Below are 24,207 nucleotides of genomic sequence, written 5' to 3' on the forward strand. Positions count from 1 at the left end.
GTCAGTTTGGGCATGTTGCAGCGCGGCGCGCGCTGGGCAGGTAAGGGGATTGAGAGTATGGACGATTTGCTGTGGCAGCCGAGCGAGGCCGTAATCGCCGGCGCCAACATGACCAAGTTCCGCACCCAGGTGGCCCGCGACTGGCAAATCAACCTGCACGACACCGCGGCCCTGTGGGAATGGTCGGTGGCGGAGATCGAGAAGTTCTGGGTCTCGCTGTGGCGTTATTGCGAGGTCATCGGCGACGGTCCCGGCCAGCACGTCCTGGTCGACGGCCATCTGATGCCCGGCGCCAAATTCTTCCCCGACGCCAGGATCAACATCGCCGAAAACCTGCTGCGCTTCTCCAAAGCCGGCAGCCAGCATGATGCCCTGGTCTTCTGGGGCGAAGACAAGGTCAAGCGCCGCCTCTCCCATGGCGACCTCCACGACCGCGTCGCGGCACTTGCCGCCCACTTCCGCGGCATCGGCCTCAAATCCGGCGACCGGGTCGCGGGCTTCGTGCCCAACATGCCGGAAAGCATCATCGCCTCGCTCGCGGCTGCGTCCCTCGGCTGTGTCTGGTCCTCCTGCTCGCCCGATTTCGGCGTCCAGGGTGTGCTCGACCGCTTTGGCCAGATCGAGCCCCGCGTGCTCATCACGGCCGACGGCTATTGGTACAACGGCAAGAGCCATGACTGCCTGGAGCGAGCCGCCGAATTCCTGGCGCAGCTGCCCAGCGTCGAAGAAGTGCTGGTCATTCCCTATATCAGTGATACACCGGACGTTTCGAAACTGCCCAACGCCCGCAACATCGATGACGTGATCGCCGCCAATATCGGTGCCGCCCTCCAGTTCGAGCGCGTGCCCTTCAATCATCCGCTTTACATCATGTTCTCCAGCGGCACGACCGGTGTGCCCAAATGCATCGTGCACGGCCAGGGCGGCACCCTGCTGCAGCATCTCAAGGAGCATCGCCTGCATTCCGATGTGAAGCATGGCGACCGCGTCTTCTACTTCACCACCTGCGGCTGGATGATGTGGAACTGGCTGGTCTCGGGTCTCGGATCCGGCGCCACGCTGCTGCTCTATGACGGTTCGCCCTTCGCGCCCGACGGCAACATTCTGTTCGATTTTGCCCAGGCCGAGAAATGCACCTTCTTCGGCACCTCAGCCAAATATATCGATGCCTGTCTGAAAGCCGGCATCGATCCGATCAAGACCCATGATCTCTCCACCATGCGCACCATCGGCTCGACCGGATCACCCCTGGTGCCGGAGAGTTTCGACTACGTCTATGAGCATGTGAAAAAGGATGTCTGCCTGTCGTCGCTCTCGGGTGGCACGGATATCGTTTCCTGCTTCATGCTGGGCAACCCCACCGGCGCGGTCTGGCGTGGCGAAATCCAGATGCGTGGTCTCGGCATGAAGGTCGAGGTCTGGGACGACAACGGCAAGCCTGTGCAGGGCGAGAAGGGTGAGCTGGTTTGCACACGTCCCTTCCCCTGCATGCCGGTCGGTTTCTGGAACGATCCCGATGGCAAGCGCTACAAGGCGGCCTATTTCGAACGCTATCCGAATATCTGGCACCATGGCGACTATGTCGAACTGACGGAGCATGGCGGCATCATCGTCTATGGCAGGTCGGATGCCGTCCTCAATCCCGGCGGCGTCCGCATCGGCACGGCGGAGATCTATCGCCAGGTCGAACAGGTCCCCGAAATCCTCGAAAGCATCGTCATCGGCCAGGATTGGCAAAGCGATGTGCGCGTCGTGCTGTTCGTGCGCCTGCGCCCCGATGTGAAATTGGATGAGGCGCTGGAGAAGAAGATCAAGAACCAGATCCGTGCCAACACGACGCCGCGCCATGTGCCGGCGAAGATCATCGCAGTGACCGATATCCCGCGCACCAAATCCGGCAAGATCGTCGAACTCGCCGTGCGCGATGTGGTCCACGGCAACGCGGTGAAGAACAAGGAAGCGCTCGCCAATCCGGAAGCGCTCGATCTTTATGCCAATCTCGCGGAGTTGAAATCTTGAGCCTGTCTGCCAACCCGCTTTTGGCCGCCGTTGCCGTACCACCCATCGCCGAGGCGCAAGGCTGGATCGAGGGCCGTCAGTTTCCGGCCGACAAACCGCTGATCGATGTCTGCCAGGCGGTTCCCGGTTATGCGCCGCCTGACGCACTGATCGCGCATATGGCCGAGGCGTTGAAATCGCCCGCGACCCATCGCTACACCGATATCAACGGTCTCGAAGATCTGCGCGCGGCCTTGGCCGTCGACATCAACCGCGTCTACGGCCCCGCAGACCGCGCCGTGGTGACGGCCGACAACGTCATGATCACTGCCGGCTGCAACCAAGCCTATTGCCTGGCGACCGCGGGACTTGCCAAGGCCGGCGACGAGATCATCCTGCCCTTGCCCTACTACTTCAATTACCAGATGTGGCTCGACATGATCGGCGTCACGGCGCGCCACGTCCGCTTCCGTCCCGAAGCCTGCGGCCTGCCGGATTTGATGGAGATTCGCGACGCCATCAACGCAAAGACCCGCGCCCTCGTGCTCATCTCGCCCAACAATCCGACCGGCTCCGTCTATCCGGATGAATACCTGCAAGCTGCCCTGCAGCTCTGCAAGGAGACCGGCATCGCGCTCATTCTTGACGAGACCTATCGCGATTTCATGCCCCATGATGCGGCGCCACACAGCCTGTTCCGAACCCATTGCTGGGAATCGAACCTCATCCACCTCTACAGTTTCTCGAAAGTGTTCTGCCTCACCGGCCACCGTGTCGGCGCCATCGTTGGCGATCCGAAACTGCTCGATCAGATTGGCAAGGCAATGGATTGCGTCGCCATCTGCGCGCCGCGCATCGGCCAGATCGCGGCCAAGCACGGGCTGCAGGCGCTGGGTGATTGGCGCCAGGGCAACACGGGCCTGATGCGCGACCGCCTGGCGGCGTTGAAGACGGCCTTCGCCCGCAACGATCTCGGCTATGAAGTGGTCAGCGTCGGCGCCTATTTCGCCTATTTGAAACATCCCCATCGCGGCCGACCGGCAACCGCCGTGGCGAAGCGTCTCGCCGACAAGCAGAACCTGCTGGCGTTGCCCGGCTCGATGTTCGGCCCCGGCCAGGAAGACTTCCTGCGCGTGGCTTTTGCGAATGTCGATGCGAAAGCGATGCCAGAGATCGCGGCACGGTTGGCCGCGGACGCTGCGGATAGGGTTTGGTAGGCCCCCTCACCCCAACCCCTCTCCCGCGAGGGGAGGGGCTTGTGCCACGCACTCTCACGCACCTCAACGCTAGATCGCATATTGCCGGCAGATCTCATCCCCTCTCCCCTCGCGGGAGAGGGTCAGGGTGAGGGGGTATGCGACGGCTCCCACCCATTCAGTCGTCGGAAAGTTTACGGCCGGATCTCGATCGGTGTACCCAATGCAACAGCCGACCAGATCACATCCATCGCCAGGTTGCTCACCCCGATGCAGCCATTGGTGAGCGGCGAGCGGTTGAACCAGCGCCACCATTGCCGCTGGCCGTGGATCATGATGCCGCCGCCGGCGTCCTGGCCGTTGGCCACCGCGCGCGCCGCCTGCTTCCTGGTCGGATACGACACCAACAGCGAGCGGTGATGCGTCGATGCGTCATTGCCCCAGATCAGCTTGTAGGAACCTTCCGGGGTGCGCTGGTCGCCCTCGCGGCGCTTCTGACCCACCGGGTTCTTGCCCAGCGAAATCCTGGTGCTCCACACCGCCTTGCCATCACGCATCAGCGACAATGTCCGCGCGCTCTTGTCGACCAGCACCTTGTCGACCGGGCCGATGACCAGCGCCATGATCGGACCCGGCAGCGTGTTGAGCGCCATCAAGACAAACGCCAGGATCATCGCGGCAAGCATGTATGACGCCGCCAGCGCACATACTTTGCGCGCGCGCGCGGAACGTCCCGCCAGTCTGCTACGTCGAGGGCAGCGATATCGAGGGCGATGTCCGTCATGCCCGATCAATCATTCCTGTCGAGCAGTGCCTGCAGCTCGGTCCATTCGCGCCGGCCCATGCCGCTTGTCTCCTGCGTCACAGTCTCGCCGGCGAGGCGCCGCTTCACGACGGCAAGCGCGTTCTTCGACAAGGTGACGGAATTCAATCGGTGCTGGACGAAGGCCTCATAGGTGAGCGGCACCCAGCGCTTGAGCATGTCGAGCATCGCATCGGCATAGACGCGGATCTCATACTGCGCATGGGCATCGGCCCGCAGCGACAGGAAGTGCATGAGGTTGTGGAGGTCGATCTTCCAATACCATTGGGTATAGAAATTGAGGCTGAGATTCATGCGCGCAAGCTCGCGGGCAAGGCCCGGGCGGCTGGGGTCGACCGGTTCACCGTTCTCGGTCTCGTTCAGCATCTCGGCGTAATGATCATAGGCCTGGGTCGAATCCTGCTTGAGGAGATCCAGCACCCTCTGGGCCTCGGCACCCTCCAGCACTTCGCCGCGCCCCTGGCGGTTGGAGGCGGATTGCGCCGCCAGATGCTCTGGCGCCGGAATGTAGAACTCCCGGTCGAGGATCGAATAGCGCGCCGAATATTCGTTCACATTGGCGGTGCGGTGGCGGATCCATTGCCGGGCCACGAAGATCGGCATCTTCACATGGAACTTGATCTCGCACATCTCGAACGGCGTCGAATGGCGGTGGCGCATGAGGTAGTGAATGAGCCCCTGGTCTTCCGAGACCTTCTTGGTGCCGCGGCCATAGGAGACGCGGGCCGCCTGCACGACCGCGTTGTCGTCGCCCATGTAGTCGATGACCCGGACGATGCCGTGATCGAGGACCGGCACGGCCTGATAGAGGATTTCTTCGAGGGCCGGGGCGACCGCGCGGCGCGTGCTGTTCGTCTGCGCGCGCTGGTCCTCGATCGCCGCCAATTGCTCGGGTGATAAGGGCATGCCGGGTCCCGTCTGATGATGCTGCGCCGGAAGGGCCTGATTCGCCGCCTCCCCCGGCCAAAGCCGGTCGCGCGTTTTACCGGGAACCGGTCTGGAGGACAAATCCGAACTTAACGATCTATTGCCGCGGGACTTTCACATCCCGCCCGGCACGCCTATATTAGGGATGTCGGGAGACCGACTATGGCGATAAACGCCTTGTGAAATAAGCGTTGCGGACCCGGGGGCGGTACCCGGCGCCTCCACCATTTAACCTTACCTATCAATCAGTTGCTGATTGCCGGTCGGGCTCCATGGGGGCGAAACAGGATCGACGTGCGCGGTAAAGACATGGCTTTTGCTCGGTATGATACCCGCCGTTATCGGGTCAAACCTAGAGATGCCAACGACAACGTTGCATCCGATCTTCGTATGGCTGCCTAACATCCCTAACGGGCTGTAAGTAGCTTACAAAGAACGCGGTACCAGGGGGCGCCGGGCAACGAAAGCCCCCCACCTGATTTCCGGCGCCACGCATGGGGCGCCTTGGTTCAGCCAGGGGGCTGGGCCGCCGGAACGGGATTTTGAGGGAGATGGGACGGCACTATGGCGAAAGATTGGTTGCGGTACGACCAGATGGTGGAAGACGCCCTGCGCGGCGTCGTGCGGCGGGTGTTGACGGAAGCAGCCGTGAGCGGCCTGCCCGGTGACCATCATTTCTACATCACCTTCCGCACCGACAGCCCAACTGTCCGCATTCCCAGCACCTCAAGGCCCAGTATCCGCGCGAAATGACCATCGTGCTTCAGCATCAGTTCTGGGGCCTCGAGGTCACCGATGACAGTTTCACCGTGACGCTGAGCTTCGGTGGCAAGCACGAGCCCTTGTTCATTCCCTACGACATGATCGTGAGCTTTGCCGACCCGTCGGTGAAGTTCGCCCTGCAATTCGATTCCGGCGAGAATGACGCGGAAGACGAAGGCGAGACCGATGAGACCGAGGGCAATGATCCGATTCTGGCCCTCGACAAGCCCGAGGTGAAACCGGCTCTGCCCGATCAGCGCGCTGGCGCCAAAGCCGAGGGCGATGCTGTCGCCGGGCCGAGTGGCGGCACGGTCGTTGCCCTGGACGCGTTCCGCAAGAAGCAGTAGCTGCTGGACGCAGCTACCCGGAAGCCACACCCACCTCCAAAATTTGCATCGATAAATTTTCTCGGCTTGACGGGAGTCGGCCTGCTGCGTATTTTCGCCGCACCTCTCGAACAAGGAGGAGGACCGTCGAATGAACTATGTCACCCGAAAGAGCTGCCAAGCAGCCTGAGATTCGATGTCGGCCGACGTGCCGATGACGTGTCCCTATTACCCTTGTTCTCCGGAAATCCCTTTCAACTCTAACCGCGTAACGTCGGATTAAAGCCGTCGCTGACTGACTCTCCCCTATGGAGATCCTGACAGCGCCAGCTGTCGATCCGTCACTTTCCGGATCCGCTTGGGTATTCGCACGCCACCGCCGCTCGCGTTGAGCGGATGCAAAGCCGCCATCGAATCTCAACCACAAACCCCAGCCCTTGATACCGGTCGTTCGCCCCTTTTAGGTGTGTTCGACGGAACGGTGGAACTTTGCCGGCATCACGGGCGATCTGAAAAAGAAGGAACTACGTCATGCCGATCCATCTCAATCTCTGGCCCATGATGCTTGGCCGCTGGCTCTATCGCTCGCGTCAAAGCAGCGCTTTGACCACCGTCGACAGTAGCCACGCTGCATGGGATCGCAGTGATGGCGACAAGCCAAGGCGCGGACAGGCACCACCGCTCGATCTGGACCGGTTGTCGACGCATCTGCGTCGTGACATCGGGCTGGAGTTCGATCGCGCTTAAGCTGAGAACCCCGGGGGCGAGGCCATGCCCTGCCCCCGGGATCCCGGCTATTAGAGAGAGTCCGTGACGCGCGCCAGGCGCTGGCTCGCCGTCAGCGCGATCTGCAGAATCTGCACACGGCGGCGATTGCCGTTGAGCGGCGATGGTGTCGGCTCCCGAAGGATGGCGCCGCCATGCCGATCGGCGACGATGAGGCCGCAATCCGCCGGCAGGATGTCGCGCGGAAAATCCGGGTCGACGGCGAAGAAGAACCGGTCGCAGAAATCCAGATAGTCCGGCCATTTCTGGTCCGACTTGAAATCAGCGCGGCAGGACTTGATCTCGACAATGATGATCTCGCCGGCATTGTTGAGCGCCACGATATCGGCGCGCCGCTTCACCCGCAGCGGAAATTCCTGCAAGGCCGCATAGCCCAGATCGGCAAACAGGCGCATGACGCCGCGGGCGATCCCGGCGGCAACCAATGGATTGCCGTTGGCTTCATCGGCGATGGGAAAAAGACTGTCAGGCATCGCAAAAATCCTCCATCGGCCGAGCTTGCCTTCACGTTCCCGTTTTGTCCAGATGCCTGCAGCTTGCCTGCCCGTCTCCGGCCAGATATCCAGGGCCCCTGTATGAGGCGGGGGGTTTTGAGGGGCGGCATGATCCAGGCGGAAATCAAGAAGCGACCGAGCTGGCTGCGCCGCGCCTGGCGACTCCTGATGCGCGTGATCGCCCTCTTCCTGATGATTTCCGTGGTGATGACGGCGGTCTATGCTTGGGTCCCGCCGCCGGTCACCTGGCTCATGCTCTGGCGTGTTGTCGAGGGCAATTGGATTCACAAGAACTGGGAAGCCTACGACAACATCTCGCCCAATCTGGTGCGCGCCGTGATCGCTGCCGAGGATGCCAAGTTCTGCGAGCATGAGGGCTTCGATTGGGAATCGATCGAGAAAGCGTGGAAGCGGAACCAGAACGGCAAGCGCATCCGCGGTGGCTCCACCATCAGCAACCAGACGGCCAAGAACGTCTTCCTGTGGCCGGACCGAACCTATGTCCGCAAGGGATTGGAGTTCTATTTCACCGGCCTCATCGAACTGATGTGGACAAAGAAGCGCGTAATCGAGGTCTATCTCAACGTGGTCGAGTTCGGGCCGGGCATCTACGGCGCCGAAGCCGCGGCACAAGCGCATTTCAAGAAATCCGCCAAGGATCTCAGCCGCCGCGAAGCAGCTCTGCTCGCCGCCGTTCTCCCCAACCCGATCCGCTGGTCCGCCTCGAAGCCCACCAGCTACATCCGCGGCCGCGCCGGCACGATCCAGGCGCGGATGAACGATGTGCCGGATCCCACCGGCGACCCCTGCGCCAAGGCGACGCCCGCCAATTAACCAAGACTCCATCGCATAACGGTCGCAAAATGGTGCATGCCCACGATCGGCAGCGCCGTCAACAATGGTCAAGGACAGGTGATCGGGAGATTGCCGGGTGGTGCGCCCGGTACCGAGACGCTTGTCGTGCGCAAATTGGCACAAGGCGAAGCGTCAACCGCTGCCGCACCGGCAAACGTCCCCGGACAACTCTCCGAGAGCGACCGCCGCGTCATCGCCGAATTGCAGCAGCGCGACCGCGAGGTCCGCAACGAGGAAGAACGTCACGCCGCCACGGCCGGCCAGTTTGCCGGCGCCCCGCAATACACCTTCAAGCGCGGCCCGGACGGCAAGCTCTATGCCGTCGAAGGCAAGGTGCCGATCAACGTCAACGTCTCGGGCACAGCGGAAGATCGGGAGCGCGCGCTACGCCGTGTGCAGGCAGCAGCAGTGTCGGTGCAATCGCCATCATCGGGCGATACCGGTGCGGTTGCCGGCGCCGCTGCGGCTTTGGTCGCGCAACGTGACAGCACCGAGCTCTCTTCGGCCGAACGACGCCAGCAGGCAGAGAAAGCCTATCGCCAGGGACAGGAAACAGAACGCGCAGCCGGCCTTGCCGCGCAGATCTTCGGCGCGATCGCCGATCAGCGGATCTAACCCCTCACCCCAACCCCTCTCCCCGGAGGGGCGAGGGGCTTGTTGCAATGACTGGATAGAAACTCCCTCGCCCCACGAAGTAGGGAGAGGGCCGGGGTGAGGGGCGTTCGCCGCAACTCGCTCCCTGCCTTGTCATCCCCCGCCCAGGGCTTGAGGCAGGGGCGGGGCATCCACGAGTTCCCCTTCTTCAGGCCACACCTCCCGTGACGTCGTACCCCGCATCTTCAATCGCCGCCACGACTTTGCCTCGGTCCGCAGCACCCGTGACCTTCACGGCGCCGGTCGGAATATCCACCGCAACCTCGGCCCCTGGGGCCGCCACGGCCAGCGCCTTCTTGATGGAGCTGACGCAGCCGCCGCAATTGATGCCTTCGACCTTCAAATTCAACATATGCCGTGTCTCCTGCCTGATCGCGTTCCAGGCCTGAATATGGGTCTTCCCATCATGGGAAGGTCAAGGCCGCCCGAAAATTTCTGATGCATGGGCTTGAAACAGACCGTATTTAGATATATCTAACATCAGATATATCGAAACAGAAAGGACAGATATATGTTTTTCAAACACTTAAAGGAATGTCGCGAGAGGCGCTTTGCTCGAGACGAGCTGGGCGGCGGCCGCGGTTTCGGTCATCGCCATGGTTTCGGCGGCCGTCACGGCTTCGGCGGTCGGGGCAAGTTCGCCCGGATCTTCGATCATGGCGACCTCCGCTATGTCATCCTGCAGATGATCGCCGAGAAGCCGCGCCACGGCTATGAGGTGATCAAGGCGATCGAGGAGAAACTCGCCGGCGCCTATACGCCCAGCCCCGGCGTCGTCTACCCGACCCTCACCCTTCTCGAGGAAACCGGCTACGCCACGGTGGCCGAGGCCGAAGGCAACAAGAAGCTCTACGCCATCACGGATGCCGGCAAGGCCTTCCTCGCCGAAAACCGCTCGATCATCTCGGCCATCTTCGACCGCATCAGCGAGACCCACGCGGCACACGGTGGCGGCCCCGCCCCGCAGATCCTGCGCGCGATGGAAAACCTGAAGGTTGCGATCCGCCTCCGCCTCTCGCAGGGCCCGCTCAATGACGAGCAAACCCGTGCCATTGCCGCCGCCATCGATGCGGCAGCGCAGGCAGTCGAGAATGTGAAATGATGGTGATGATGATGGCAGAATCCGTCGCGACCAAATTCACCTCGATGGCGCGCGTGCCGACGACCTCGCCCGCGCGCTATCTGGGGCAGCTGTGCAAGCATTTCGCCCACAAGGTCCCGGCGACCCATGATGCCGAGACCGGGCGGATCGAATTTCCCTTCGGCCTCTGCGAACTGGCGACCGGCAAGGACGTCCTGGTCATGTGCGTCTCGGCGATCGATCCAGACTCCCTCGCCCGGATGGAGGACGTGATCGGCAGCCACCTCACCCGCTTCGCCTTCCGCGAGCCGGTCGAGATCAGCTGGACGCGCGGCGAGGCGTGAGCCTTGGGGACGTCCCGGGTTACTGCGCCTGTTCCTTCACCTTGAGGAAGCGCAGTTTGGGGTGGTCCTTCTCGGCCCGGTCCAGATGCCAGGCGTTGCGCGCCAGGAACACGTGATCGCCATTGTGGTCCTTGCCGACACTGGCCCGCGTCTCGTCGAGGAAGGTCTTCAGCGCCGCCGGATCGTCGCTTTCGATCCACCGCGCCGTGTAGAGGCTGGTCGGCTCGAACCGCACCGGCAGGCCATATTCGGTCCGGATGCGGTCGGCCAGGATCTCGAACTGCAGGGCGCCCACGACACCGACGATGTAGTCGGTGCCGATCTCCGGGCGGAAAACCCGGGCGGCACCCTCTTCCGCCAATTGTTCCAGCGCCTTGCCGAGATGCTTGGCGCGCAAGGGATCATCGGCGCGCACGGCCTGCAGATGTTCCGGTGCGAAGCTGGGGATGCCCACGAACTGCAGCGGCTCACCCTCGGTCAGCGTATCGCCGATCCGCAGATTGCCATGGTTGGGAATGCCGAGGATGTCGCCGGCATAGCCCTCCTCCGCGATTTCGCGGTCCTGGGCCAGGAAGACGACCGGATTATGGAGGTTGATCTGCTTGCCCGAGCGGACATGCAGCATCTTCATGCCGCGTTCGAACTTACCCGAGCACAGCCGCGTAAAAGCAATACGATCACGGTGCTTGGGGTCCATGTTCGCCTGGATCTTGAAGACGAAGGCCGTGGTCTTTTCCTCTGTCGGTTCGACCATGCGTGTCGCCGCTTTCTGCGGACGCGGTGGCGGTGCCATCTCGGCGAGGCCCGTAAGCAGTTCGCCGACACCGAAATTGTTCACCGCCGAGCCGAAATAGACCGGGGACAGATGGCCTTCGCGATAGGCCGCGAGATCGAACGGCTTCATCAGCCCCGCGCCATCTCGATATCGTCGCGCAGGCGCTGCACTTCGTCCGGCTTCAGATTGGCGTCGAGCTTGGGGTCATCAATACCTTTAATTTCAACGACATCCTCGTCCTGCTTGCCGCCACGCTCGAACAGGATCAGCCGATCCTTCAAAAGATCGTAGCAGCCGCGGAACGTCTTACCCATGCCGATCGGCCAGGATGCCGGCGTCACGTCGAGCGCCAGCTGCTCTTCGATTTCCGAGAGGAGATCGAGCGGCTCGCGGCTTTCGCGGTCCATCTTGTTGATGAAGGTGATGATCGGCACGTCGCGCAAGCGGCAGGCGGCGAACAGCTTCAGGGTCTGCGCTTCGATCCCCTTGGCGGCATCGATCACCATCACCGCGCTGTCGACCGCGGTCAGGGTCCGATAGGTGTCTTCCGAGAAATCCTCGTGGCCCGGCGTGTCCAGCAGGTTGAACGCACAGCCTTTGTACTCGAAGCTCATCACCGAGGCGGTGACCGAGATGCCGCGCTCACGCTCGACCTTCATCCAGTCCGACCGCGCGCGGCGCTGCTCGCCACGCGCCTTCACGGCACCGGCCAACTGGATGGCGCCGCCGAACAGCAGCAGCTTTTCCGTAAGCGTGGTCTTGCCGGCGTCGGGGTGCGCGATGATCGCGAACGTCCTGCGCCGGGATACTTCATTCGGCAGATTGGCCATGAATCTCTCGGGGTGTCTCAAGGGCAACGGATTGGTGCGCAATCTAAGCAATTCGGGCGGATTTTCCACCCAAATCCACGCTCAAGGCCGATTCGCAACCAATTGATTTTCAGGCTTTTTTGGAACTGACCAGCATGACGCCGCCCAGCACAAAGCCGGCACCCACCATCTGTTCGATTGAGACGTCCTCGCCCAGGATCAGCCAGCCGAAAAAGATCGTGGCCACCGGCCCGATCGACCCGACGATCGAGACCTTCGAAGCCCCGATCAGCTGAATCGCCTTGGCGGTGAGGAAGATCGGCAGGATGGTCGAAAGACCAGCCATGGCCGCTGCATAGGCATAGACCTGCCAGGGCTGCTGGACAGCCTCAACCAGGGGGCTGGCAAGCATGAAATGGATCATGACAGAGACCGCGGCGACGCTGGTCGCGAGTGCTGCAAAGCGGGTCGATCCCATGCGATTGGTCATCTGGCCGCTGCCCACCAGATAGATGGCGTAGGTGATCATGCACAGAAAGATGAGGCCGCCGCCGATCATCGTCGCCCGGTGGTCGCCGGTGATCTCGACGTCGTGCAGGAAAGCAATGCCGATGCCGATATAGGACAGCACCATGGCGAAGATCGCCCGCCTGCTGATGGTCTTCCCGAACATATAGACCGAGATCAGCACGACCACGGTCGGATACAGGAACAGGATCAGGCGCTCGAGCCCGGCCGAAATATAGGCAAGACCCAGGAAATCGAGCAGGCTGGAGAGGTAATAGCCGACGAAGCCCAGGAAGATGATGTTGCGCCAATCCCGCGCCGTCAGCCTCAGTTCGGAATTCCGGCCGGACCACCAAGCCGCCGCCAGCAGGGCCGGCAGGGAGAACGCCATCCGGAGCGCCAGGAGCAGCACAGCGTCAACGCCATAGAGATAGGCGAGCTTGACGAAGATGGCTTTCATCGAGAAGGCGGCGGAGGCAAGAAACGCCAGCAAAACGCCGCGATTGGCGAGCATGATTTGGTCCCGGTCGGAAACGCGTGCAACTCGTTTCCGACCCTAAACAGCCGGGCCATCTCTGAGTAGCGCGAAACCATGGCCCCATCTGCCGGAAATCGCATGGCGGGCCGACCCGTCACCTTCTCCCTCACCCCGACCCCTCTCCCGCGAGGGGAGAGGGGCTTTTGCCACGCGATTCCGGTGAGATCACGCGGCCAGACTGTTTATTGCCGGCAGATCTCTTTCCCTCTCCCCTCGCGGGAGAGGGTCAGGGTGAGGGGGCCTTCCTTGCCACCGACAATCATTCCCAAACCTTGATATCCGCCCCCTGAATCCCCATATGCGGCAAGGGCTTGGTCCGGGACCCTCGCCCTCCTCACCCATCCATGCAACGAACCTGCGACGTGAACTATGCCGCACGCCACGCCGCTCATTGCCACGATTGTCGGCAGCCTTGCCTTGGCCTTTGTTTTCGGCACCTTGGCGCACCGGCTGCGCATCTCGCCGCTGGTGGGATACCTGCTGGCCGGTGTGATCGTCGGCCCCTTCACCCCCGGCTATGTCGCCGATCAGGGGCTGGCGCTGGAGCTGGCCGAGATCGGCGTCATCCTGCTGATGTTCGGCGTCGGCCTCCACTTCTCATTGAAGGACCTGCTTTCGGTGCGCGCCATCGCCGTGCCCGGCGCCGTCGTGCAGATCGCCTTCGCCACATTGCTGGGCTGGGCTCTGGCCTGGGCGCTCGGCTGGCCGATGGCCGGCGGCCTGGTTTTCGGCCTTGCTCTCTCGGTGGCGTCGACCGTGGTCCTGCTCCGCGCCATGCAGGAACGCCATGCCCTGGACACGGATCGCGGCCGCATCGCCATCGGCTGGCTGATCGTCGAAGACTTGGTCATGGTGTTCGTCCTCGTCCTGCTGCCGCCCATCGCCGCCGCCTTTACCGAGGGCCAGGCAACCGGTTCCGAGGGTGGCGCCGATTTCCTGATGCCACTGCTGATCACGCTCGGCAAGGTCACGGCCTTCGTGGTCTTCATGCTGGTGGTCGGGCGGCGGGTCATTCCCTGGATCCTGCATTACATCGCCCATACCGGTTCGCGCGAGCTGTTCCGGCTTGCTGTCTTGGCAATCGCGCTGGGTGTCGCCTTTGGTGCGGCGGCCCTGTTCGGCGTGTCCTTTGCACTCGGCGCCTTCTTTGCCGGCATGGTGCTGGCAGAATCCGAGCTCAGCCACCGGGCCGCCGAAGAATCCCTGCCACTGCGCGATGCCTTTGCGGTCCTCTTCTTCGTCTCGGTTGGCATGCTATTCGACCCAAACATCCTCATAACCAGCCCATTTCTAGTCGCAGCCACGTTCGGGATCATCGTTTTCGGGAAATCGATCGCGGCCTTCCTCCTCGTCCGGCTGTTCCGGCATCCGACCGGCACGGCCCTGATCATCTCGGCCAGCCTCGCGCAGATCGGCGAATTTTCCTTTATTCTTGCGGCATTAGGCGTCGAACTGAAGCTGCTTCCTCAGGAGGGGCGCGACCTCATTCTGGCCGGCGCCATCCTCTCCATCCTGGCCAATCCGGTCCTCTTTGCCGCCATCGATCGCCTCAAAGGGAAAAAAATCGAGGCTCAGGAAATTAGAGCCTCCGCGGACCAGCTCGTCACCACCGGCCTATCGCATCACACCGTCATTGTGGGGGGTGGCCGGGTCGGCAACGCGCTCATCGACTACCTGCGCCGGGCAGGGCTGCCATTCCTGGTGATCGAGGACCGGGCGAACGCCCTGAAGCGCCTGCGGGCGGACGGGATCGAGGTGATCGCCGCCAATGCCGCCGATCCGGAAGCCATCACGGCTGCCAATATAGCCGGCGCGAGGCGGTTGTTCGAGGCGATCGACAATGCGTTCGAGGCAGGTCAAGCCGTCGAGCAGGCGCGTGCCGCCAATCCATCGCTGGAGATCATCGCCCGCGCCTTCTCCAGCGACGAGATCGACCATCTCAAGCTCCACGGTGCCGACCGCATCGTGGTGGGTGCGGAGGCGATCGCCCAAGGCATGCTTGGCACGGCCTTCGGGAATCAGGCCGACATCAGTTCAGCGCCACCTCAAACAGCTGGCTAGGTCTTAGCCGACAGCCTGCAGCGTTTCCGGTTCCGGCTGGTCGATGCCCCACATCTTTTCCAGGCTGTAGAGCTTGCGCACATCCGGCCGGGAACAGATGGATGATGATGTCGTTGCCGTCCACCAGCACCAGTCACCCTGGCTGATGCCTTCGATGCCGATCGGCTTCGCCCCGGCCTTGGCAAGCTTTTCGGCAATGTGATGCGCCATGGCAGCCAACTGCCGCGTATTGCGACCGGTGGCGATCACCATGTAATCGGCGATGGCCGATTTGCCGGAAAGATCAATCGTCACGATGTCCTCGGCCTTGTCCGCATCCAGGGACTTCTCGACCATCTTCAGGAGATTGCGCGACCATTGGTCGATCGGCCGGGATGCCGTCGGCACAATAGACTTTGTGCCAATCGCCTTCACCGCGGGCTTCTTGCCAGCGGTTTTCGACTTCACGGCCGTCTTGGATTTTGTCGCCACCTTGGACTTCACGCCATTGGACTTCACTGGCGTCTTCTTGACAGCAGCCTTCGCTCCCTTGGGAGCAGATGCCTTCTTCGGCGCGGCCTTCTTCGTGGCGGGTTTGCTTTTGCTGGTGCCGGACGCTTTTGTTGCGGTCTTCCGGCGAACCGCGGTGTTCTTTTCGGAAATGGCGTTAATCCTCCTCAAGCCGGCGTCATGGGATAGAAATCATCGGGGCATCGTCGGCTCTGCCGCCCGTGGACCTGTCTCGCCCCAAAGCCGCCTACGGCGAATTTCGGTGGCAGAGATCGGGTTCAATCGATGATGCACAAACGTCCACGCCGGCGGTGGCGACGTAACCAGCGTTCGGGCTGCTTGCTCCCGCGCCCGAAAACAGGCGAATCGCCGTGCCGCCTTAGCGGCCAGTGCACGGTAAGTATATGTCGGACGGTCAAAAACCGCAATTGGCACCAGATGAAAGATCTGTTGCCAATCCTTCCACTGGTCCATGCCGGCAAGGTTGTCGGCCCCCATCAGCCAGACAAACCGAAAGTTGGCGAACTTGCGGGTGAGGTGCCGGAGGGTATCCGCGGTATAGCGGGTGCCGAAACGGCGCTCGATATCCGTCACCCGGATGCGCGGGTGATGCGCCACCCGTTTCGCTTCCGCCATCCGGGCTTCAAACGAAGCCATGCCGGTGCTGCTTTTCAAGGATCCTGGGGTGCCACCATCCACCAGATCTCATCGAGGCCGAGATAAGCCAAGGCAGCCAGGCTGATATCCCGGTGCCCGTCATGGGCCGGATTGAAGGAGCCGCCCAGGATGCCGATCTTGCGCGCGACCGTGCCCACGCTTACGGCCGTACCTGGCCGTCGCCGCGCACGATGTATTTATAGGAGGTGAGCTGCTCCGCCCCCACCGGCCCGCGGGCATGGAGCTTGCCGGTCGAAATGCCGATCTCGGCCCCCATGCCGAACTCACCGCCATCCGCGAATTGGGTCGAGCTGTTCCAGATCACGATGCCGGAATCGATTTCGTTGAGAAAGCGCGCGGCCGTCGCCGCGTTCCTGGTGACGATCGCTTCGGTGTGATGAGAGGAGTGACGCTCGATATGCTCGATGGCACCATCCACACCGTCGACCACGCGGACCGACAGGATGGCATCGAGATATTCGGTATCCCAATCTTCCGGTGACGCCGGTGCAACACGCTTATCGAGGGCCTGGATCGCCGAATCGCCACGCAATTCGCACCCGGCCTTGATGAGATCGTCGAGGATCGGTTTCGCAAAGGCGAGCGCCGGCCGGTCGATCAGCAATGTTTCGGTGGCACCGCAGATGCCGGTCCGGCGCATCTTGGCATTGACCACGATCTTGCGCGCCATCTCGGGGTCGGCTTCACCATCGATATAGGTGTGGCAGATACCGTCGAGATGCTTCAGCACCGGGATGCGGCTTTCATTGGCGACGCGTTCGATGAGGCCCTTGCCACCGCGCGGGATGATGAGATCGATGCTCTCGGTCATGCCGAGCATGATGCCGACGGCGGCGCGGTCGGTGGTCGGCAGGCGCTGGACCGAAGCTTTCGGCAGGCCGGCCGCGCAAAGACCTTCCTGCAGGCAATCGAGGATGGCGGCAGCACTATGCGCACTTTCCGACCCGCCGCGCAGGATCGCGGCATTGCCCGATTTCAAACAGAGGCCCGCGGCATCCGCTGTCACATTCGGCCGACTTTCATAGATGATGCCGATGACACCGAGCGGCACCGAGACGCGCTCGATCTTCAATCCGTTGGGACGGTCCCAGGCACCGAGCGAGCGGCCGACCGGGTCCGGCAATTGCGCGATTTCCTCAAGGCCCGACGCCATGGCCTCGACCCGCTTTGCGTCGAGCAGCAGCCGGTCCAGCAAGGCACTGGAAAGACCGCGCGCTTGCGCCGCTTTCATGTCGCGTTCATTGGCGGCAAGGATCTTCGCCGACTGCACGCGAATTTCAGCAGCCATGGCTTTCAGCGCCAGGTCCTTCTTCTCCCGCGGTGCCTGGGCAAGCTTGGTGGAGGCCGCCTTGGCCGCACGGCCCAGCGCCAGCATCTCGTTCATCAACGAATCGCCACCGACATCCTTCTTGAGCGCGGTCATTTGTTGTCCCTAGCTGACGACCAGATCATCCCGGTGGATCATCTCATCACGGCCGCGATAGCCGAGCAAGGCCGCAATCTCCTTCGACTTATGGCCCATGATGAGCTTGGCATCGGCGGCGTCATAGGCGGCAAGGCCGCGAGCGATCTCATTCCCGGCATTGTCGACCACCAAGACGGCATCCCCGCGCTCGAAGCGGCCTTCGACCCGGGTGATTCCGGCAGGCAGCAAGGAGCGGCCGCCCTTCAATGCCGCCAGGGCGCCATCGTCGACCACGAGCTTGCCTTTGGCTTTCAGCGAACCGCCGATCCAGCTTTTGCGCGCGGCCTGGACCGCTCGCCGGCAGGAACCAGGAACAGGTGCCGCCATCGAGGATCGCCTGTAGCGGATTCATCTCCTTGCCGCTGGCGATCACCATGCGGCAGCCGGCCGACATGGCGATGCGGGCTGCGGCGATCTTGGTGACCATGCCGCCCGACGAATAACCGGCCGGCGCCACGCCGGCCATGGCTTCGATATCGGCCGTGACCTCGGTGATCTCGCCGATAAAGGCCGCCGACTTGTCCTTGCGCGGATCGGCGGTGTAGAGGCCATCGATGTCGGAAAGCAGCACCAGCGTATCCGCGCTGATCATGGCGCCGACACGCGCAGCCAGGCGGTCATTGTCGCCAAAGCGAATCTCGCTGGTGGCCACGGTGTCGTTTTCATTAATGACGGGCACAGCGCCCATCTGCAGCAGCGTCGCCAAGGTCGAGCGCGCATTGAGATGGCGGCGCCGTTCCTCGGTATCGTCGAGGGTGAGCAGGACCTGGGCCACGGTGATACCGTGACGCGCCAGCGTTTCCTGATAGGCATGAGCCAAGCGAATTTGGCCGGTTGCGGCAGCCGCCTGTTTCTCTTCCAGGCGCAGGACACCATCGGTCAGCCCGAGATGGCGGCGACCAACGGCGATGGCGCCGGATGATACCAGCAGCACTTCCTTGCCCTGGGCACGCAAGGCCGCGACATCATCGGCGAGCGCATCGAGCCATTTGCGGCGAATACCACCCGTCTCGTCATCGACCAGCAGCGCCGAGCCGATCTTGACGACGATGCGCTTGGCGCTGGCGAGCGATCGCTCTTTTCTTGATACCTTCTTCTTGTCACTCATGTCAGCGCCCCCTCGCGCTTCACTGACCCTTTAGGCGTCGCCAGCATCGATTTCGATGCCCTGACTCATATCCTTCGCCGCTTCCGCTTCGCGCGCCTTGTCAGTATCGATGATTCCAAGCATGGTGCGCATCAATTCCTTGACGCCCATGCCGGCAGCCCCCGACACCCGGTAGACCACTTGCCCTTTCTTGAGCTTCGCGGCTTTCCTGAGCGCGGCAGCTTTTTCTTCGATTTCCTCTTCGGTCAGCGCATCGCATTTGTTGAGGGCAACCAGTTCCTGCTTGGCGGCGAGCATCGTGCTGTAGGATTTCAGCTCGGTGCGGATGGTCTTGTAGGCGCCGGCCACATCTTCCTGGGTCCCGTCGATGAGATGGAGCAGCACACGGCAGCGCTCGACATGGCCAAGGAACTTTGTGCCGAGGCCTGCCCCTTCATGAGCACCCTCGATCAAACCTGGAATGTCCGCGAGCACAAATTCCCGCTCATCGACATGCACAACACCGAGCTGCGGCTTCAGCGTGGTGAATGGATAGTCGGCGATCTTCGGCTTGGCCCGCGACACGGCGGCCAGCATGGTAGACTTGCCGGCATTGGGCAGGCCGACAAGTCCCGCATCGGCGATCAATTTCAGGCGTAGCCAGATCCAGCGCTCTTCCCCTGGCCAGCCCTGTCCCGCCAGGCGCGGCGCCTGGTTGGTCGCGGTCTTGAAATGCGCATTGCCGAATCCGCCATCGCCACCGCGACACAAGACGACGCGCTGACCGGGCGTCACGAGATCGAACAGCAGCGTTTCCTTGTCTTCATCGAAGATCTGAGTGCCGACCGGCACCTTCATGACGATGGTCTCGGAATCGGGGCCGGTGCGATTCTTGCCGCTGCCGTGATAACCGCGACGCGCCTTGAAATGCTGCTGATAGCGATAGTCAATCAGCGTGTTCAGATTCGCCACGACCTCGACGATGATGTCGCCACCGCGCCCGCCATTGCCGCCATCCGGCCCGCCGAATTCGATGAACTTCTCGCGCCGGAAGGAGACGCAGCCAGCGCCACCATCACCAGACTTCACGAAAATTTTGGCCTCGTCGAGAAACTTCATTGTATTGGTCTTTCACCAAGATGCTGGCAGAAGCGCAGCAAATATCCGTCAGGGTCCTGCACCAGGAATTGGCGCTGGCCGGTCTCATGTTCATCGACCCGGTACCAGCGGTCGACAGGCTCTCGATAGAAGGCAATGCCAGCCCGCTTTACTTTTGCCGCGAGGTTATCGAGATCGTCGATCTCGATCTGCAAGTTGATGCCGCGGCCATAGGGCTGCGCCATCTCGCCGGTGAGCCACGAACCTTCATTGCTGAACTGCTCGATCATGAGCTGTGCCGCACCGCGTTCGAGATAGGCAAACAGATCTTCCGGCCGCTCATAGGCCGGACGGAAACCCAGCAGATCGACATAGAACGCCCGCGACCGCGCGAAATCGCTGCAGATCAGTTCGGGCACCAGGGCGTTATAGGCAAACTCGCTCGGTTTCATGTTCAATTCCAAAAACGAAAAAGGGGAATGGCGTTTCCGCCATTCCCCTTTTAAACCGCTTCAGCGAATGGCCGCGCCCTCAGGGGCGCAAATGGCTCACTCGGCTGCCGGGAGTGCCACAGGCAGCACCGACACGACGGTACGCCCGCCAACGCCGGTCTTGAACGTCACACGACCCGCCGCCGTAGCGAACAGGGTGTGGTCCTTGCCGATGCCGACATTCTGGCCGGGGTGAACCTTGGTGCCGCGCTGACGGACAATGATGTTGCCCGAGACGATGACTTCGCCGCCGGCCTTCTTCACGCCCAGGCGACGGCCAGCGCTATCGCGACCGTTGCGCGAACTACCACCGGCTTTTTTATGTGCCATTTGGAATTCTCCCTAATTCGATCAGGTCGGCCCTCAGGCCGCCTTGATGCCTTCAATCTTGAGCACCGTCACGAACTGACGATGGCCGCGCTTGCGGCGGTAGTTGTGGCGACGGTTCTTCTTGAAGATAAGAACCTTGTCGGCCTTGCGCTGCTCCAGCACCGTGGCCGTCACCGAGGCGCCAGCCACATTGGGCGCGCCCACCGTGATGTTGCCACCTTCGCCGACCATCAGCACGTCACCCAGGGTGACGCTCGAACCCGCTTCGGCCTCGAGCTTCTCAACAAGGATGATATCGTTGGTAGCGACCTTGTATTGCTTGCCGCCCGTCTTGATCACTGCAAACATAATTGCCGTCCTAGAGGCGGGTCGCGGGTCGGATCTAAACACCGGGCCGCGCAGCGCCATTTCATGCCAAAAGCTTCGGGCCGCCGAAGGGCGACCCGTTCGAGGTGGGAAATAGACGTTATCGCCCCTGCCTGTCAACCGGATTCGCGGCGAATATTGTCCACCCGGTGCGCTTTCCGAAGGCGCTGTAACTGACCCTAAGCCCTTGGTTTCAGGCCCTCAAGCCGCAGAATCTGGGTGGCCGGGACAGCGCTGTCGCCAGACTGTTCCAGGCCCAGCACCACCATATCACCGGCGACGCAGTCCATCATGACAGCTAACCGGCTGTATTTATTAAGAACAGGATAGCGCAGCCAGTCGAAATCTGCCGGCAAGGCCGCCATCTCTCGGGCCAGGACACAGGCATCCCGGAACCGCCCGGCACTATCCACCCCGCGCTTCCAGCCGGGCGGCCAGGCTTTGGCCACACCTGGCAAAGCCGGCCAATGATTGGAAATGGCGACGGGGCCAGGGCGCAGCCGATAACTCGATTCCAGCCGTTCGACCACGACCGACTGGCCATCGGCGCCAGTCAGGCTGAACAGGGCCGGCATCGACAATTCGGTATCCCGCAGCAGCGCCAGCGCTTCGTCAAAATTACACGCCTTTTCAAATACCTGACGCAGGAGATGGGTGGGCGGAATGGCCTGTCGCCGGCCGACACGGACACGCTCAAAAATCCAATCCAAAGGCCTTATCCAGGTCACTCTCCGGATCGGCGGCTGGTTGAAGGAGGCAGCGAAGCGCCCCGGCGCTAGTCCGGTCAGCACCCCCACAAAGCCCGGCCAAGTCGCCTGCCACCAGGCCCCGAGGGGACAGTCGTGCCGCGTCACGGTGAGACTAGGTCCCATGCCATGAAGTGGCCAATCCAATGTCCGCATCAAGCGCCCGCCATGGACCATGCTGGAACAGGCCCATTCGGTACTGATATTGAGGGCGTAGACACCGGATACCCCTGGAATGGCTGCAACCCGGTCGATCTCCACCTTATAAGGGGTCACATTCCGGGCGAGCCAGGCTTTGGAGCGCCAATCCATGAGCGCCTGGACCGGTCCCGTGACGAGGGCGCGACCGGCGGCTGCCAGCAGCAACACCTTCTCGGGCGCGGATGTCGCCAGATGGTCGAAGCTCAAATGCTTGAGATCGACCACCGGGATGATCGGTAATTTGGCAGGGGCCATGTTCACAGCCCCTCCTCCGGGCTTCTGGCCAGAGGATCGGCGTTAACTGTGAATGGGGTCAAGCCGGGCTTGCGAAGACTGATTCACTTCGTTAGGTTCCGCGCGCGTCAAACGGCCCGGATTGCCCGGATCCCTGCGGAGGGGTGCCAGAGTGGCCGATTGGGACAGTCTCGAAAACTGTTGTACGTGCAAGCGTACCGTGGGTTCGAATCCCACCCCCTCCGCCATCGCACCGCTGTAAACAGCCGCTTTCCTCACACTTTTTAAACGACTGTTCCGAGAGCCGCCCATCGATTTCTGGGACAATCCGGGACAAAAGGGTTTTTGAGGAATGGCCAAGCGCAAGCTGCCATCCGACGTAAGTTACCGGGGCAAAAACACAGGACGGACAGCCCAAGCATCTGGGCAAGGTCCGGATGCGCGGCCACAAGCTGAAAAAGCTCTTCATCGGTCCAGAATCCGATCTCGAAGCTGGCCGATGGGTCGTCGAAACCAAGGCGGCAAATCGCGGCGACGACGACAAGGACTTTAAGAAGGAAGATGAAGGATACATCTGGCATCTTCCGGAAACTAAGAACGGCACTGCGCGCGATGTGGCGCCTCTTCCGGAAGCGGAGGCGCTGGCATTCGAATTGATGGATGTAGCTCCAAAGCGCAGGGACGTTTATGTCTTCGGCGACCCAGATTTGCCAGCTTCCGAAGGTGGCTTCAATACGAACTTGGTGACCATGGCTCACCGCAATGCGGCGATCCGATCAGGTTATCGCGACCCCGGCGACACCGAGGGAGACATTGAAGACGACGAACTGGATCGGGATCTCGATAAAATCGCAATCGGTGCTGTCTTGGAGACCGACTCAGAGGGTGAAAAGAAAGTCGAGCTTAAGGGCAAGTCGACAAATCACGATCTCCGGCACACCGCGATCACTATGCTCGCGAAATTCCACCCAACATTCTCGAACTCCAAGAAGTCACGCACCATAAAACGCTGAGCTAACTGAAGCGCTACTACAATGTGTCACGTGCAGAAAAGTAGCAAACTTGAAGCGCTGTCCACGCAACCATACGCGGAAGCTGGGAGACGACCGCATTGCTGCAAAGAAGGAGCACCTGCGCGGCGAGCCTGCGCCTGTCAGTCCTCATGAAGAGAGGCCCGAGACTGCTGCCGGCGCGGCATTGATTGATCGCACGGCCTGCCTGCTCGCCCCGCAGGCGAAGGGCTGCTAGATCAGCCTCGGCAAGCATATCTTGGAAGAGCAGGTTCGCCGGGTGAAGCAGTTCCTCGTGCTCTGATCGCGCCGTCCTCTACGCCCCCTCCGTCCGCCATCAATCCTGATCAAGCGCTTCACGTCCCCATTCCTGGCTGGCGCAATCTTGCCAGCGGCGCCGAGCCAGGATGGATTCGTTTCGGATTCTAGTCTGCCAATTTCGCCATCGCGACTGCTATATCCTGGCGACGTCCCGCATCGGCGTCTAGACGATCGGGCCGTGGGCGGCGGCAAGAGCTTTCTGCAAGTATTGCGCAGCCTTCTCCTTTTCCCCCTGCTCTATCAGATAATCGGCAAAGAAATAGTTTTCATCAATTCCGGCCGGATTCAAGGCTAGGCCCTTCGTCAGATACTCGGCGGCCTTGTCGTCGTCGCCGAAGCCCAAAGGCCATCCCGGCACCCGGTAGTAGAGTGCGCCAATCGACGTGTCGATACCGCCGCCGATTGCCTTCTCATCGATTTCTGCTGCGGCCTCCAACGATTGAAGCGCCCGCTTGGCGAGGTCGAGCGCGCCCAGCCCTCTCTTGGCACCGGCATATGTACTGAGGATGATGCCGCGCCACGCCAATAGCGCCGCAGATTGCGGGTATTTCTGGACAGCGCCATCGGCCATTGGGACGAGCGCCTTGAAGGCCTCCTCACGTTCGTTCTCTGGAACCTGGTAATTGGCGGTCGCCCAACGATGCTGCAGAGCGAGGAGTACACTCGCCTGGTCATCTCCGGCGAATGCCGTTCCGGCCAATCCCCCCAACGGCACAATGACGGCCAAGTGTATCATCAATTGACGTATGTTCATC

The 24,207-nt window shown here is 61.8% G+C and carries 21 protein-coding genes, 1 tRNA gene, 1 other RNA gene and 5 pseudogenes; 12 read left to right on the forward strand and 16 right to left on the reverse strand.

The window, feature by feature from the left end:
* The first annotated feature begins 57 nt into the window (after positions 1 to 57).
* Both IPK59_18360 and IPK59_18365 read left to right on the forward strand, forming a co-directional pair.
* The gene (locus IPK59_18360; GenBank protein MBK8160642.1) at positions 58 to 2,019 is read left to right on the forward strand and encodes an acetoacetate--CoA ligase; all 1,962 of its coding nucleotides are present in this window, start codon (positions 58 to 60) and stop codon (positions 2,017 to 2,019) included.
* A complete protein-coding gene (locus IPK59_18365; GenBank protein MBK8160643.1) occupies positions 2,016 to 3,215 on the forward strand; it encodes an aminotransferase in 1,200 nt (399 codons plus the stop codon). Before IPK59_18360 ends, IPK59_18365 begins: the two co-directional genes overlap by 4 nt.
* 173 nt (positions 3,216 to 3,388) lie before the next feature.
* Here IPK59_18365 and IPK59_18370 read toward each other — a convergent pair whose 3' ends face one another.
* Both IPK59_18370 and IPK59_18375 read right to left on the reverse strand, forming a co-directional pair.
* Positions 3,389 to 3,880, reverse strand: coding sequence for a L,D-transpeptidase family protein (locus IPK59_18370; GenBank protein MBK8160644.1), 492 nt, complete (start codon positions 3,878 to 3,880; stop codon positions 3,389 to 3,391).
* Positions 3,881 to 3,984: 104 nt separating this feature from the next.
* Positions 3,985 to 4,923, reverse strand: coding sequence for an FAD-dependent thymidylate synthase (locus tag IPK59_18375; GenBank protein MBK8160645.1), 939 nt, complete (start codon positions 4,921 to 4,923; stop codon positions 3,985 to 3,987).
* Between the two features lie 129 nt (positions 4,924 to 5,052).
* Between IPK59_18375 and ssrA the strand changes: the two genes are divergently transcribed.
* The 3 genes and pseudogenes from ssrA (at position 5,053) to IPK59_18390 (ending at position 6,779) form a co-directional block, all read left to right on the forward strand.
* Positions 5,053 to 5,420, forward strand: a transfer-messenger RNA (tmRNA) gene (gene ssrA / locus IPK59_18380).
* Between the two features lie 88 nt (positions 5,421 to 5,508).
* Positions 5,509 to 6,053 (forward strand): annotated as a pseudogene (locus IPK59_18385) (hypothetical protein).
* Positions 6,054 to 6,563: 510 nt separating this feature from the next.
* Positions 6,564 to 6,779 (forward strand): hypothetical protein, encoded by a 216-nt coding sequence (locus IPK59_18390; protein MBK8160646.1) that lies wholly within the window; start codon positions 6,564 to 6,566, stop codon positions 6,777 to 6,779.
* A gap of 50 nt (positions 6,780 to 6,829) precedes the next feature.
* Here IPK59_18390 and IPK59_18395 read toward each other — a convergent pair whose 3' ends face one another.
* Positions 6,830 to 7,291 (reverse strand): MmcB family DNA repair protein, encoded by a 462-nt coding sequence (locus tag IPK59_18395; protein ID MBK8160647.1) that lies wholly within the window; start codon positions 7,289 to 7,291, stop codon positions 6,830 to 6,832.
* A 129-nt stretch (positions 7,292 to 7,420) separates the two neighbouring features.
* On the opposite strand from IPK59_18395, the gene mtgA reads away from it, so the two are divergent.
* Both mtgA and IPK59_18405 read left to right on the forward strand, forming a co-directional pair.
* On the forward strand, positions 7,421 to 8,146 hold the full coding sequence (gene mtgA / locus IPK59_18400; GenBank protein MBK8160648.1) for a monofunctional biosynthetic peptidoglycan transglycosylase: 726 nt from the start codon (positions 7,421 to 7,423) through the stop codon (positions 8,144 to 8,146).
* 36 nt (positions 8,147 to 8,182) lie between these two features.
* Complete coding sequence (locus IPK59_18405; GenBank protein MBK8160649.1) at positions 8,183 to 8,782, forward strand: hypothetical protein; 600 nt, start codon at positions 8,183 to 8,185, stop codon at positions 8,780 to 8,782.
* Positions 8,783 to 8,969: 187 nt separating this feature from the next.
* Here the strand turns inward: IPK59_18405 and IPK59_18410 are convergent, their stop codons facing one another.
* Positions 8,970 to 9,173 (reverse strand): heavy-metal-associated domain-containing protein, encoded by a 204-nt coding sequence (locus IPK59_18410; protein ID MBK8160650.1) that lies wholly within the window; start codon positions 9,171 to 9,173, stop codon positions 8,970 to 8,972.
* Between the two features lie 159 nt (positions 9,174 to 9,332).
* Here IPK59_18410 and IPK59_18415 point away from each other — a divergent pair, with 159 nt between their 5' ends.
* Positions 9,333 to 9,923 (forward strand): PadR family transcriptional regulator, encoded by a 591-nt coding sequence (locus tag IPK59_18415; GenBank protein ID MBK8160651.1) that lies wholly within the window; start codon positions 9,333 to 9,335, stop codon positions 9,921 to 9,923.
* Between the two features lie 44 nt (positions 9,924 to 9,967).
* Positions 9,968 to 10,246 (forward strand): DUF2218 domain-containing protein, encoded by a 279-nt coding sequence (locus IPK59_18420; GenBank protein MBK8160652.1) that lies wholly within the window; start codon positions 9,968 to 9,970, stop codon positions 10,244 to 10,246.
* 19 nt (positions 10,247 to 10,265) lie between these two features.
* On the opposite strand, the pseudogene IPK59_18425 reads toward IPK59_18420, so the two are convergent.
* Positions 10,266 to 11,851: pseudogene (locus IPK59_18425) on the reverse strand (peptide chain release factor 3).
* 109 nt (positions 11,852 to 11,960) lie between these two features.
* Positions 11,961 to 12,851 (reverse strand): DMT family transporter, encoded by an 891-nt coding sequence (locus IPK59_18430; GenBank protein ID MBK8160653.1) that lies wholly within the window; start codon positions 12,849 to 12,851, stop codon positions 11,961 to 11,963.
* Positions 12,852 to 13,244: 393 nt separating this feature from the next.
* Here IPK59_18430 and IPK59_18435 point away from each other — a divergent pair, with 393 nt between their 5' ends.
* Positions 13,245 to 14,936 carry a Kef family K(+) transporter gene (locus IPK59_18435; GenBank protein MBK8160654.1) on the forward strand — a complete coding sequence of 564 codons (1,692 nt, stop codon included), beginning with the start codon at positions 13,245 to 13,247 and terminating at the stop codon, positions 14,934 to 14,936.
* A 3-nt stretch (positions 14,937 to 14,939) separates the two neighbouring features.
* On the opposite strand, the gene rsfS is transcribed toward IPK59_18435, so the two are convergent.
* The 9 genes and pseudogenes from rsfS to IPK59_18480 all read right to left on the reverse strand — a co-directional run bounded on the left by rsfS (position 14,940) and on the right by IPK59_18480 (position 22,142).
* Positions 14,940 to 15,272 carry a ribosome silencing factor gene (gene rsfS, locus IPK59_18440; GenBank protein ID MBK8160655.1) on the reverse strand — a complete coding sequence of 111 codons (333 nt, stop codon included), beginning with the start codon at positions 15,270 to 15,272 and terminating at the stop codon, positions 14,940 to 14,942.
* 345 nt (positions 15,273 to 15,617) lie between these two features.
* Positions 15,618 to 16,210 (reverse strand): annotated as a pseudogene (locus IPK59_18445) (nicotinate-nucleotide adenylyltransferase).
* Between the two features lie 32 nt (positions 16,211 to 16,242).
* Positions 16,243 to 17,526 carry a glutamate-5-semialdehyde dehydrogenase gene (locus tag IPK59_18450; GenBank protein ID MBK8160656.1) on the reverse strand — a complete coding sequence of 428 codons (1,284 nt, stop codon included), beginning with the start codon at positions 17,524 to 17,526 and terminating at the stop codon, positions 16,243 to 16,245.
* 9 nt (positions 17,527 to 17,535) lie between these two features.
* Positions 17,536 to 18,676, reverse strand: a pseudogene (locus IPK59_18455) (glutamate 5-kinase).
* A 30-nt stretch (positions 18,677 to 18,706) separates the two neighbouring features.
* Positions 18,707 to 19,774 (reverse strand): GTPase ObgE, encoded by a 1,068-nt coding sequence (gene obgE, locus IPK59_18460; GenBank protein ID MBK8160657.1) that lies wholly within the window; start codon positions 19,772 to 19,774, stop codon positions 18,707 to 18,709.
* A complete protein-coding gene (locus IPK59_18465) occupies positions 19,771 to 20,205 on the reverse strand; it encodes a VOC family protein (GenBank protein ID MBK8160658.1) in 435 nt (144 codons plus the stop codon). Before IPK59_18465 ends, obgE begins: the two co-directional genes overlap by 4 nt.
* A gap of 96 nt (positions 20,206 to 20,301) precedes the next feature.
* Entirely contained in the window at positions 20,302 to 20,574 is a 273-nt protein-coding gene (gene rpmA / locus IPK59_18470; protein ID MBK8160659.1) for a 50S ribosomal protein L27, read from the reverse strand.
* A 33-nt stretch (positions 20,575 to 20,607) separates the two neighbouring features.
* Complete coding sequence (gene rplU / locus IPK59_18475; GenBank protein MBK8160660.1) at positions 20,608 to 20,922, reverse strand: 50S ribosomal protein L21; 315 nt, start codon at positions 20,920 to 20,922, stop codon at positions 20,608 to 20,610.
* 197 nt (positions 20,923 to 21,119) lie between these two features.
* Entirely contained in the window at positions 21,120 to 22,142 is a 1,023-nt protein-coding gene (locus IPK59_18480) for a hypothetical protein (GenBank protein ID MBK8160661.1), read from the reverse strand.
* Positions 22,143 to 22,279: 137 nt separating this feature from the next.
* Here IPK59_18480 and IPK59_18485 point away from each other — a divergent pair.
* Positions 22,280 to 22,369, forward strand: a tRNA-Ser gene (locus IPK59_18485).
* 189 nt (positions 22,370 to 22,558) lie between these two features.
* Entirely contained in the window at positions 22,559 to 23,134 is a 576-nt protein-coding gene (locus IPK59_18490; protein ID MBK8160662.1) for a hypothetical protein, read from the forward strand.
* A gap of 422 nt (positions 23,135 to 23,556) precedes the next feature.
* Here IPK59_18490 and IPK59_18495 read toward each other — a convergent pair.
* A pseudogene (locus IPK59_18495) lies at positions 23,557 to 24,206 on the reverse strand (hypothetical protein).
* Between the last annotated feature and the right edge of the window lies 1 nt (position 24,207).

This window comes from Rhodospirillaceae bacterium (assembly GCA_016712715.1).
In the GTDB taxonomy this organism is placed as follows: Bacteria; Pseudomonadota; Alphaproteobacteria; order Dongiales; family Dongiaceae; genus Dongia.